The following is a 12,743-nucleotide window of genomic DNA, read 5'->3' as shown; positions in this document are numbered from 1 at the left end:
GCCGTCGACGCCGAGACCGCAGAGGCGGCCGCAGTTCTCTCCGCGCAGGCGGAGGTGGAGCGCCCAGCTCCGCGCCGCTAGTGCCCAGCTCCGGTTCTCTCCGCGCAGGCGGAGGTGGAGCGCCGACGACAGCGGCGGCGAAGGGCGCGTCGAAGTTCTCTCCGCGCAGGCGGAGGTGGAGCGTCGTTGCGCTGCCACACCTCCCAGGTGGAGGCGTTCTCTCCGCGCAGGCGGAGGTGGAGCGCGCGCCAGAGAGGCTGGAGTGGCGTGAGCGAGGTTCTCTCCGCGCAGGCGGAGGTGGAGCGAAGCACGGCCAGGTGCTTCCCGGGTGGGTCGTGTTCTCTCCGCGCAGGCGGAGGTGGAGCTACGCCACCGCGGCGGCGGTCGCCCACCAGTTCGTTCTCTCCGCGCAGGCGGAGGTGGAGCGAGTTCGCCGGTGGCCGGATCCTTGCTGATGCGGTTCTCTCCGCGCAGGCGGAGGTGGAGCGCGGGACGTTCTCACCGATCTGCTGCCTGACAGGTTCTCTCCGCGCAGGCGGAGGTGGAGCGGTGATCGCGCACGGGCTGCGCGTCGGTGAACGGTTCTCTCCGCGCAGGCGGAGGTGGAGCGGTGATCGCGCACGGGCTGCGCGTCGGTGAACGGTTCTCTCCGCGCAGGCGGAGGTGGAGCGCCGGTGGTCACCACCTGGTTCTTCGCGCCGACGTTCTCTCGGCGCAGGCGGAGGTGGAGCGCCGCCGGTTCGCTCGGACTCGCGACCAGAGTCGTTCTCTCCGCGCAGGCGGAGGTGGAGCGTCGTGCTCGGGCTCGACCATCGGAGCCGCCCCGTTCTCTCCGCGCAGGCGGAGGTGGAGCGCCACCATCGCCGCACGTGGCGACGATGGCGCTGTTCTCTCCGCGCAGGCGGAGGTGGAGCAATCACCTTGGAATAAATCGCCTTGACGTACGCGTTCTCTCCGCGCAGGCGGAGGTGGAGCGGTGTCAACGCACTGCTGAATGAGGTTTCCGAAGTTCTCTCCGCGCAGGCGGAGGTGGAGCGTCCACGGCGGTAACGCCGTCGGAGAACCAGCCGTTCTCTCCGCGCAGGCGGAGGTGGAGCGAACCTGCCGTTCGAGTGCGACGGCATCGTGAAGTTCTCTCCGCGAAGGCGGAGGTGGAGCGCCCGGGGACCCCTTCGCGGTCGGTCGGATGAAGTTCTCTCCGCGCAGGCGGAGGTGGAGCGCTCTGCTGACACGACGAAGCGGCCCCGCTCTCGTTCTCTCCGCGCAGGCGGAGGTGGAGCGCTGGTGGAGGCGAGGAGTTCCTGGTGCGTAGAGTTCTCTCCGCGCAGGCGGAGGTGGAGCGAAGCCGGACGGGACTTGGGGATCCAAGAGCGGGTTCTCTCCGCGCAGGCGGAGGTGGAGCGGCGTTGCCGGCGGCCCCAGCAAGGTCTACTCCGTTCTCTCCGCGCAGGCGGAGGTGGAGCGGAGTTCTTCTACTCGGAGGAGGCCACCGAGGCGTTCTCTCCGCGCAGGCGGAGGTGGAGCGCGCGAGCGCGAACACTCGGCGAGCAACTGCCAGTTCTCTCCGCGCAGGCGGAGGTGGAGCGCACCTCAGGCCCCGGCGTGTTGCGTTCTGAAAGTTCTCTCCGCGCAGGCGGAGGTGGAGCGGTGTTCATCGCGTTCGAGGCGATCGTGGCGCTGTTCTCTCCGCGCAGGCGGAGGTGGAGCGGTACCGTCAGGCTTCTTGTATCGGACGCGCCAGTTCTCTCCGCGCAGGCGGAGGTGGAGCGGCGCTGCCGCAGTACACCGCCGCCGTGCAGCAGTTCTCTCCGCGCAGGCGGAGGTGGAGCGCCAGAGCCGGGTCCACGCCCAGCTGCTCCAGCGTTCTCTCCGCGCAGGCGGAGGTGGAGCGGGACTGATGATCAGGGCCGGTGGTGTGGAGACGTTCTCTCCGCGCAGGCGGAGGTGGAGCGCGTCCATCAGCAGCCGGAGCAGCTGGAGCCGAGTTCTCTCCGCGCAGGCGGAGGTGGAGCGTTCGCCGTCATCGCCGACATCGAGGCCGACGAGTTCTCTCCGCGCAGGCGGAGGTGGAGCGGCGGTCAGGATCGCCGGGTCGTAGCGGGGCAAGTTCTCTCCGCGCAGGCGGAGGTGGAGCGCGCTGTACGCACCGGATCCGCGGGTGGCCGCTGTTCTCTCCGCGCAGGCGGAGGTGGAGCTCCCGCAGATGCCGCACCGGCTCCGGCGGGATGGTTCTCTCCGCGCAGGCGGAGGTGGAGCGTCCTCGATCCAGTCCTGCGCGCGCTGGTGCCGGTTCTCTCCGCGCAGGCGGAGGTGGAGCGATCTCCCGGGCCTTGCCCTTGCCTTCGCGGCGGTTCTCTCCGCGCAGGCGGAGGTGGAGCGTCCACCAGCATCGGCTTGTAGGACAGGCGCTTGTTCTCTCCGCGCAGGCGGAGGTGGAGCGGCCGTCCCGCCCCGGACCTTCGCGCATACCGCGTTCTCTCCGCGCAGGCGGAGGTGGAGCGCCACTGCGGTCTGGGATGCCAGCACCTCGTCGGTTCTCTCCGCGCAGGCGGAGGTGGAGCGACGCTCGCCATGTCTGGCGGCGCCTCGCCCACGTTCTCTCCGCGCAGGCGGAGGTGGAGCGCACCTCGGGCCCCGGCGTGTCGCGTTCTGAAAGTTCTCTCCGCGCAGGCGGAGGTGGAGCGTTAATGATCTCGTTGACGTCCACCTGGACGCCGTTCTCTCCGCGCAGGCGGAGGTGGAGCGACCGCGCCTGGGCCATCGCCCTGCTGGAGTACGTTCTCTCCGCGCAGGCGGAGGTGGAGCGATCGCCGCTATGGCTGGCGTGGGGCCGAGGATGTTCTCTCCGCGCAGGCGGAGGTGGAGCGGCGCTGCTCGCGACACTGCCCGACACCGACCCGTTCTCTCCGCGCAGGCGGAGGTGGTGCGAGCTTCGGTGATGGGCTGGTCGGCGCGACAACGTTCTCTCCGCGCAGGCGGAGGTGGTGCGCCCGGAATAACGTCCTCAATCGGCGCGGTCCGGTTCTCTCCGCGCAGGCGGAGGTGGTGCGGGCGGCGTACAGCGGATTCTCGACGAGATGGGGTTCTCTCCGCGCAGGCGGAGGTGGTGCGCCGGCGGTCCGGGCGCTCCTGCGGGAGCGCGAGTTCTCTCCGCGCAGGCGGAGGTGGTGCGCCAACCAGGGTCTTCACGAACTCGATGAGTGAGTTCGCTCCGCGCAGGCGGAGGTGGTGCGCGTCTGCCGGTGCTCCAGTTCGCCGCCGTCGCGTTCTCTCCGCGCAGGCGGAGGTGGTGCGACCGGCTAGGAGCTCGCCGGTTCCGCTATATCGTTCTCTCCGCGCAGGCGGAGGTGGTGCATTGACGGATGAGGCGCTTGCGCCGACGGGCACGTTCTCTCCGCGCAGGCGGAGGTGGTGCGGCCGGCGGTGACACGTTGTGGCTGGGGGACAGGTTCTCTCCGCGCAGGCGGAGGTGGTGCGCCTCCCTGAGTGTACTGACGGACGCGGCTCTGATTCTCTCCGCGCAGGCGGAGGTGGTGCGTGAAAATTTACGGCCGCCCGCCGGGTGGAGTGGTTGTCTCCGCGCAGGCGGAGGTGGTGCGCAGGCGGCCTGAGGTGGGCGGCGCCGTGTCAGGTTCTCTCCGCGCAGGCGGAGGTGGTGCGCCGCCGCCGGCTGCGGAAACGGCCGACGATGCGTTCTCTCCGCGCAGGCGGAGGTGGTGCGACGTCGCACGCGGGACCGTCATCGAGGAAGCCGTTCTCTCCGCGCAGGCGGAGGTGGTGCGCTCGGCCGGCACGGCGATGAGCTGGTGACCGGGTTCTCTCCGCGCAGGCGGAGGTGGTGCGAGTTCCTCCCTGGCGAGTGGGGTACGAGCCCGGTTCTCTCCGCGCAGGCGGAGGTGGTGCGTCGGCAGCACTTTCGGAATAGTGCTCGGCGCGGTTCTCTCCGCGCAGGCGGAGGTGGTGCGCGGCCTGGCCGCCGACTGCGGGGTACAGATCCGTTCTCTCCGCGCAGGCGGAGGTGGTGCGGCCGTGTGCTTCGGCTCGCTGTCCAGATCCAAGTTCTCTCCGCGCAGGCGGAGGTGGTGCGGACCTGGACGAGGCGTCGATCATCATGCCGGAGTTCTCTCCGCGCAGGCGGAGGTGGTGCGACAGGCCGCAGCACCGCACGCGCCGGGCTGGGGTTCTCTCCGCGCAGGCGGAGGTGGTGCGGCTGGTATGTCCTTCTGCCGGACCGGCCGGACGTTCTCTCCGCGCAGGCGGAGGTGGTGCGCTACTCAGCGCCGACAACTTGTCACGCTTGACGTTCTCTCCGCGCAGGCGGAGGTGGTGCGACGGCGGCGGTCACGTCGTATCAGGTGATCCTGTTCTCTCCGCGCAGGCGGAGGTGGTGCGGTCGCGCCACTCCGCGGGGTTGGTCACCAGAAGTTCTCTCCGCGCAGGCGGAGGTGGTGCGAACGAGTGGCGACCGGGGCAGTCCCGGCCGCCGTTCTCTCCGCGCAGGCGGAGGTGGTGCGCAGGGACCATCGGATCGCTCGGCGCGCTGGTCGTTCTCTCCGCGCAGGCGGAGGTGGTGCGCTGCTCTAGCACTGCCTCACCTCTCGTGTCTGGTTCTCTCCGCGCAGGCGGAGGTGGTGCGTCCTCGTTGGCGAGGATCGCCGCAAGCACGTCGTTCTCTCCGCGCAGGCGGAGGTGGTGCGGCCCTGTCGTGGCCTGCGGCGATGCCCGCAGGGTTCTCTCCGCGCAGGCGGAGGTGGTGCGCGCCAGGCGTACAGCCTCGAACCCGACCGCAGGTTCTCTCCGCGCAGGCGGAGGTGGTGCAGCCGTCCCGGCTGAAACCGTTCAGCCGGGCGGGCGTTCTCTCCGCGCAGGCGGAGGTGGTGCGGCGGCTGGCTTTCTTCCGTCAGCGGCTCAGGCGTTCTCTCCGCGCAGGCGGAGGTGGTGCGGCCATCGGATCGGCTCAGTCGCGCCAGCCTTGGTTCTCTCCGCGCAGGCGGAGGTGGTGCGCACCGCGGTCCGGCCGCCGCGATCACGGCCGGGTTCTCTCCGCGCAGGCGGAGGTGGTGCGGAATGCCGAGCGGCGGTCGTCACCGCCGTGCCGTTCTCTCCGCGCAGGCGGAGGTGGTGCGCCACCACCGCCGCCGCACCGGACCTCGGCATCGTTCTCTCCGCGCAGGCGGAGGTGGTGCGGACGACTTCCTGACGCTCGCGGTCGAGTGGGAGTTCTCTCCGCGCAGGCGGAGGTGGTGCGGTCGATCTGGCCTGACCCACACTCCCGATGACACGTTCTCTCCGCGCAGGCGGAGGTGGTGCGCGACGAAGGCGCTCCCCCGCGGTGCTGGACACGTTCTCTCCGCGCAGGCGGAGGTGGTGCGCCGCCGAGCCTCAGCAGCCCGTTTTCCTCGGCGTTCTCTCCGCGCAGGCGGAGGTGGTGCGCGGGCGAGCAGCGCGTCGGTTTCGCCCCAGCCGTTCTCTCCGCGCAGGCGGAGGTGGTGCGTCCGCGCGGGGCATGTTGAGGTCCATCAGCACGTTTTCTCCACGCAGGCGGAGGTGGTGCGTACTTGCCAGACGCTCCGTTTCGCTGAACGCTGTTCTCTCCGCGCAGGCGGAGGTGGTGCGTTCCGGCGGGGCAGCGGGGCAGCGGGGCGGGAGTCGTCTCGTTGTCTCCGCGCAGGCGGAGGTGGTGCGGCAACGGCGGACGCCGCGCAGGCCGAGGAGTTGTTCTCTCCGCGCAGGCGGAGGTGGTGCGATCGCAGTTCAGGCCTGTCGGGCCCGCTCCGCGTTCTCTCCGCGCAGGCGGAGGTGGTGCGAGTTCGACCTCGGGCGGCAGGTTGTGTAGCTGGTTCTCTCCGCGCAGGCGGAGATGGTGCGTCGTCGCGACCCTGCGGTGCCGCCCAGGAGACGTTCTCTCCGCGCAGGCGGAGGTGGCGCATCCTTCTTGACCTGCGGATTCATCTCCGCGCCGCTCTCTCCGCGCAGGCGGAGGTGGTGCGACGATGTCCTCGATCTCGTCCCGGACGACGGCGTTCTCTCCGCGCAGGCGGAGGTGGTGCGGCCGGCGGGATGTGCCCGCAGGTCCCGGCGTCGTTCTCTCCGCGCAGGCGGAGGCGGTGCGGGCCAGCAGGGTCGCGTTCTGGGCGACGGCGAGTTCTCTCCGCGCAGGCGGAGGTGGTGCGTTCACGGTGATCGGTGCAGCAGCCGGGGCCGGGTTCTCTCCGCGCAGGCGGAGGTGGTGCGGTGCGGGTCACCGCTGATGCCGCGGGCCTGGCGTTCTCTCCGTGCAGGCGGAGGTGGTGCGGACGTAGTCGCCCACGAGGTGCGCAATCAAAGGTTCTCTCCGCGCAGGCGGAGGTGGTGCGGCCGCGATGGAGGCCCGGCAGATTGAGGACCGGTTCTCTCCGCGCAGGCGGAGGTGGTGCGGTCGCTCCCAGAGTCCGGACACCTGCGAGGTAGTTCTCTCCGCGCAGGCGGAGGTGGTGCAGTGGTCCGGGGCGCTGCGGCTTTCTGGGCGCCCGTTCTCTCCGCGCAGGCGGAGGTCGTCCGGTCGGCGCAGAGATCGTCGCCCCCTCGAAGAGGGCCCCTCCGCATAGGCGGGGGGGTGGTCCGCCACCCCGCAACGTTCCGGGGTGGCTCCTAGAGTTCTCTCCGCGCACGCGGAGGTGGTCCGTTAGGGTGTTCATGGATATCGACATTGTGCATGTTCTCTCCGCGCAGGCGGAGGTGGCCCGCTAAGCATGAGCTACTCGTTGGGGTCACGGCAGTTCTCTCCGCGCAGGCGGAGGTGGTGTGCCGATCGCTGGCGAGGTCGAGAATGGGGCTGGGTTCTCTCCGCGCAGGCGGAGGTGGTGCGCGAGTGACCATGGGGTGAAAGGTGGCGTCGAGCACACGGACCCGCCGTGTGGCGTGCTCGATCACGGCGAGCACGTAGGCTTTAGAGCCATCGAGCAGATCGACCACCACGAAGTCGCAGGCGATGATCGCTTGCGCCTGTGAGCGCAGGAACTGGGCTTAGGTCGGTCCGTTGTCGCGTGCTGCGTCAGGACCGATGCCGGCCTCTTTGAGGATCTCCCACACGGTGGAGAGGGCAGTCTTGATACCGAGGCCGGCCAGTTCGCCATGGATCCGGCGGTAGCCCCAGCCGGGATTCTCCCGTGCCAGCCGCAGCACCAGGGCTTGATCCTCCGGTAAGTCGCAGGTTGTCCCGGGCGGTGCCGTGAGCGCCGTGCCCAGCGGCGGTGCAGCAGTTCCCGGTGCCAGCGTAGTAGCGTCCCGGGCGCGACGATCAACCTCAGTCGCGGCAGTCGGCCGGCCGGTAGCAGTCCGGCCAGGAATGCCAGCCACGCGGTCGGCCCAGGTCAATCTGCGCGCGAGGTGTGGATCCCGGTGCTGCGCGACAGCGAGTTGATGACGCAGCATCAAGATCTCGACGTCCTTCGCCGTCGAATCCCGTGCGGCCAGCCGCAGCCACGCGAAAACCCGGCACAGGACTAGATAGTTCAGCTTCAACGCTACGGCACAGCATCATCCCAGCTCACAGCAGTTACCGGCACCCTCAACCTCATAGTTCGAACAGGCGGCGACTGCACCTTCGCCGTCACCATGGCGAACCCGGCGGAACGCCAGCCCTTCATCCTCAGTACCTTGCGCCTCGGGTCGCGTCCGGCAGCAGGGCTCCCTGCGAATGAACGACCGTCGGTTCCACTTCACCTGGCGTCGGCAATGATCATTCGGGGGTCCTCGGTGAAGTCTTTGCGCCCGGCCACTGCCAGCCGGACTGCTGTTAGGGCTCGCTGAACGAGCCCTAACACACTCGTGCAGAGTGCCGCCGAGGCGGTCGCCACTTCGCACGTCCAGGTCGTTGAGCTGAGCATCGCGGTTGATCGGTTCGGGCTTCGGGCGCAGCGGTGCGGCCTGGTCCAGGGTCCGGTGGGGCTGATGGGCGTTGTAATCCGTCTCGAATCCTCGCTGGACCCGCCCAGGAACGGTTCAGTCTTATGTGGAGGGGCCTTGGGGTTGGTTGTGGTTCCTTGTCATGCGGGTACGGCGGGTGATGGCCTGCCAAGTGCCGTCCTGGATCCGCTGCTGGTACCAGGCCCTGATGGCGTTGAAGGAGCCAAGGTGTTCCGGTAGGTCGTTCCAGCGGGCACCGGTGCCGATCTTCCAGAGGATCGCTTCGATGATCTGGCGATGGTCGGCATCCGCCCAAGCCGCACCGCCGCTCCCGGGCAGGATCTCGCGCACCTGGTTCCAGGAGGCGTCGGTCAGGCGGAAGTAGCCCCGGGTGCGGTCACTGGTGGTACTGGCGTGTTCGTCGAACCACAAGGGGTCGATCGCGGCCAACCGTTCGGCTCGTGCCGGGGTGAGCGGGCCGTCGAGGCGTTTCCTCGTCTGCTGGTAGAGCCAGGAGTACAGCGGGCCCTTGGGAAGGTTGAGGTGTCCGTGGGCCCGGTGGAAGTGTTCGAGTTCCCGATATCGGCGGTCCCAGCGTTCGTCGGCCGGGCTCCAAGGGAATCCTGCTCGTTCGAGCAGTTCGGCACGCTTGGAGTCCAAGGTACCGTTGGCATGCTGGGCGCGCAGCGTGCCACACCATGTGCGCAGGTTGATTCCATCGACGGTGGTCAGATCCGGCGGAACGGTCCAGTGACCTTCTTCGGCATGGAATGCCGTGAGCGCGGCCAGACTGTTGGCCCATAGCGCGTCCCGCCGGTCTGCAAGGGTGACCCCAAGCTGCGTGAGCAGCGCGTGCTGCCAGCCGGCCAGGCGGCCGGACTTGTGGGCAATGCGCTGGTTCTCCAGCCAAATCCCCTCCCTGCTCGCCGCGGGCAGGCGCAGCAGGCTCCCGCGACGGTCGTGCACCGCCTTGACCTCGGCATAGCGGCGCAGCCACCTGTCGGCCGCGCCGTCCCACGGGAAGCCGATAGCCTCGAGCCGCTCGATCCGCCCGGCTGCGAGCTTTCCGGCCCGGTGCCGGGCGCGCTGGGCGCTGGCCCAGTTGAGCTTGTTGACGCCGCGCGCGGTCACAGCCTGCGGGTCGAAGGCGAAGTGACCCTGCCGTTCGACGTCAGCGGCGATCTCCGCGAAGGTCGCGAGCCAGGCCTCTTCCAGCTGATCCCAGACGATGCCCTCGACGTCCAGCAGCGCGGCCCGGTCGGCGGGGAGGATCCCAGCGTTGTAGGCGGCACGCTGCTTGGCCCACCACGCTCCGATCCGCAAGCCCTCAGCGGTGACCGTGTCCTGTGGGATCTCCTGCCCGTCGTGTGCGTGCCGAAAGGCGCGGGCCGCGCCGAAGTACTCATCCCAGCTCGGCGTCGCGGCACGGACCGCACGGATGACGACAGCCTGGGCAAAGTCGTCAGGAACCTCGATGCCGGTAATCGTCATCCACGGCGGGAGCCTGTGCTCGGGCCCGAACGGCTGGAAGCCGCGGCCCTGGCCGAGGCCTGTACGCAGCAGCCGCAACTGCTCGGCCAGCCTGTCATCGTGATCGCGAAGCGCCCGCAGAACCATCCAGACCCCGTCCCACACCGAGGTCTCCAGCGCCGCCTGCGGACTCTGGCCCTCAGCCAACACCAGCGGCACCACAATCGTCGCAGTCTTATCGGTCCGTCCCCCGGTCCGCATCGCCCGGCCCACAGCCTGGATCGTGTCGATCGCCGAACGGCGCGGCTCGGCGAACACCACCGCATCCACCGCCGGAACGTCCACACCCTCGTTCAGCACCCGAGCATTGGAGACCACGACCAGCTCTCCACCAGGATCAGCCAGACGATCGAGCACCCGGCGCCGCAGCGTCGGGGACTGCGCGCCGGAAACATGCCCGGACCACAAAGCCCCCAGCCCCACATTAGGCATCAACCCCGCGGTCGCCGGCAACGTCGAGGCCCAGGTACGCGCGGCGGCCACCCGATGGTGATAACTGATCGCCCGCCGAACACCGAACTCGCCCATCGTCCGCAGCACCGCGATCTGCCCGGCCACCAGCGCCGGCGACAACACCCCGGCGCCAAGCCGCAAACCCACCGCCTCGTTCGCCGTCAACCGCAGCGCCTCATCGGAGGTGACCATCGGCATCACAACCCGATAGTCGGCCAACAGACCCAGATCGATCGCCGAGGAGAACGGCAGCCGGTATGCCACCGATCCGAACACCGCGCGGTCGTCCATCGAGACCAGTTCATCGCCCTCCCCGATCGAGACACGCGGAGTGGCCGTCATATACAGGCGCCGACGCGCCGGGACCTGCGCGTCCCGATGCACCGCCTTCCACGCACCGCCGGCCTTGCCGGTGGTGCGGTGCGCCTCATCGACTACGATCAGATCCCACTCGGCCAGCCCGTGATGAGCATGCGCCGCCGCGACCACCGGCACCGAGGCGTACGTGGACAGCACCGTCGCCCCACCACGCCCAGCCAGGACCTGGGCCAAGACGTCCGGCACCGTCGTCACCACCACCCCGGGCCGGCCCTCGACCATCTCCCGCTCGGCAAGGCTCGCATCACCGCACACCGCCACCACAGCCCGCCCACCAGCCCCCGCCCGGTACACCGCAAGGGCCTGGACCATCAACTCGATCGTCGGCACGACCACCAACACCCGGCCGACAACACCCAGCCGCGCCGCCACCTCCGCCCCGATCCGGGTCTTACCCGTGCCGCAGGCCGCCACCACGCTCGTCCGTCCCCCCGTACCGACCTGGCCCAACACCGCCCCCACAGCGTCGATCTGGTGCGGCCACAGCTGCCCACTCCCCCGCCAGCCATCACCCATGCCCACTCGTATCCGCCTCCACAACCGACCCCGGCACCCGCTAAAGGACACCGACGGAATCCGTCACCAGCGATCACGGCCCGGCTGACGTCTATGCCGATGGAACGATCGACACGGCATCCGTTACGCAGCAGAGTCAACCGATCTCATCGTAGCGACAATTCGACGGCCGTCACCCAGGTATTTCGTGGGGTTATAGGGTCGGACGCCCCTCGGACACTTTTTTGACCTTATATGTCCGGATTTTTCGGGTCGCCTCAGACCTCTTCCGGCAGTAAAAGCGCTGGTCAGAGGTTTGTGGGGGTACAAGTCGGCTAAACTTGAAGGCCCTTCTTAAGCTTTCTCCCGGATTCTGATCCGAATCGGTCCGTCATCGCTGTTCGCGGTGACGGTTTTGTCGTTGTGGTTGTAGATCAGCGGAGTGCGACACTCGCGGAGGGCTGACACGCAGGCCTCCAGACTGTCGTCGTCCGCGGCCGTGGTGAGGCCGAGGGCGATGATCAGCGCGGGCAGAAGTCGAAGAATCGAATCCTCTCGCACCGACAACGTCTTGGGCATCCGAATCAGAGAGCTGGAATCGAAGTCGCTGTCCGCCGTCTGGGCGGGGTGCTTGCAGCGGTAGGTGGGACGGCCGTTGTTCCACGCGCTCTCCAGGCGTCGTCCGCAGTGCGCACACCGCAGGAGCCCGGCCAGCAAATACGTCCGGTCGGCGGTCGTCACAGCGCGCTGACAGCGCACCTGCTGCGCCTTCTCCCAGGTCGGCTCGTCGACGAGTGCGGGCTGAGCCTGTTCGTCGGACCACACCCAGTCGGCGGCCGGGTTGTCGACCAACACCGGCCTGGTACCCAGCTGCACGTTCCCCGGGTCGACCAGCACATCGGTCTTCCGGGCGCGGCCCCATACCTGGTAGCCCAGGTAGCGCGGATTGCGCAGGATCGCGAAGACCGCTCCGGCGGTCCAGCCCCGGCCGCTCCGGTGCCGGTTGCGGCCCGGATCGTGCGCTGACGGGCACGCGATCGCCGCCCGATCGAGCTCCAGACAGATCGCGGCGGCGCTGAGTCCCGCGGCACGCCGGGCGAAGATCCGCGTCACGACCGGACCGGCCACCGGATCGGGCTCCAGCCGGTGCAGTCGCACTCCCATCCGGCACATCTCCGGGTTCGGATGCGGCCCGGCATCAGCCAGCCGGTAGCCGTACGGCGGCCGGCCACCCAGGAACCGGCCCTCACTACGAGCCTTGGCTCCCATCGCCGCCCGCACCCGTATCTGGATCCGCTTACGCTCGGCCTTGGCCAGCTGCGCGAACACCGCCATCGTCAACCCGTGCGCCTCATTGTCCGGATCCACCGGCCCGCCCAGCTCCGGCACCCACAACCCGACCCGGTAATGCGCGAACAACGGCGCGACCATCCCGTACTGATTGTCATAGAAAACTCGCTGCGGCTCACCGACCACCACCGCGTCGAACCCACGCCCGGGATCAGCCAGCGCCTCCAGAAGCCGGCACGACTCCGGACGACGCAACCAAGACGTAGCCCGCGACTGCCCCACATCGAAGAAGTCAGCCACGATCTCACCGAACGACGCCACCAACGCCGAGGCTCGCTCCAACTGCCACGACCGTGACTCCACCGGCGACTGCAGATCCTCCGTCGACACCCGCCCGGCAAACGCGAACCGCAACCCAGACACCGACCCCCGATCCCCTCCCCCAGAGCCACTGGCCGTGCCGGGATGCGTCACCCCGGCACGGCGCACCTGGTTCGGGTCAACGATCATGCCCTCAGAATCACGCCCGCCACACAATCCACGCACCCGACAGCTAACCATCCGGGTGTCAGAGATCCGCCAACGAGGTAGAACCCGAACAAACACGCTTCCCGAACACACCGTCACACCATCGGGCCCGGCCCATAGCTTGGGCATGATCGTGCACGGGCATCGGCAACGTAACACCCGACCCGGCGGCGCCACCCCGG

Annotated in this window: 3 protein-coding genes and 1 CRISPR repeat array (1 of these 4 running past the window's edge); all 3 genes read right to left on the bottom strand. The window is 69.0% G+C overall.

Translation table 11 applies throughout. The features are described from left to right. A CRISPR array of direct repeats spans positions 1-6,540; the repeat unit is 29 nt; unit sequence GTTCTCTCCGCGCAGGCGGAGGTGGAGCG; it reaches 516 nt to the left of the window's first position. Positions 6,541-7,005: 465 nt separating this feature from the next. Continuing rightward, positions 7,006-7,503, bottom strand: coding sequence for a helix-turn-helix domain-containing protein (locus ABD481_RS33920; RefSeq protein ID WP_344669922.1), 498 nt, complete (start codon positions 7,501-7,503; stop codon positions 7,006-7,008). A gap of 486 nt (positions 7,504-7,989) precedes the next feature. Continuing rightward, positions 7,990-10,764, bottom strand: a complete 2,775-nt coding sequence (locus ABD481_RS33915; RefSeq protein WP_344669921.1) for a Helicase associated domain protein — start codon at positions 10,762-10,764, stop codon at positions 7,990-7,992. 333 nt (positions 10,765-11,097) lie between these two features. Then, positions 11,098-12,543, bottom strand: coding sequence for a recombinase family protein (locus tag ABD481_RS33910; protein WP_344669920.1), 1,446 nt, complete (start codon positions 12,541-12,543; stop codon positions 11,098-11,100). Positions 12,544-12,743: the final 200 nt, after the last annotated feature.

This window comes from Catenulispora yoronensis (genome assembly GCF_039531695.1).
Taxonomy (GTDB): Bacteria; Actinomycetota; Actinomycetes; order Streptomycetales; family Catenulisporaceae; genus Catenulispora; species Catenulispora yoronensis.
This window is presented reverse-complemented; position numbering and strand designations above follow the sequence as displayed.

Excerpts from the sequence above, each read along its gene's own strand:
- ABD481_RS33915 (WP_344669921.1), bottom strand. The coding sequence starts at position 10,764 with ATGGGTGATGGCTGGCGGGGGAGTGGGCAGCTGTGGCCGCACCAGATC.
- ABD481_RS33910 (WP_344669920.1), bottom strand. The coding sequence starts at position 12,543 with ATGATCGTTGACCCGAACCAGGTGCGCCGTGCCGGGGTGACGCATCCC.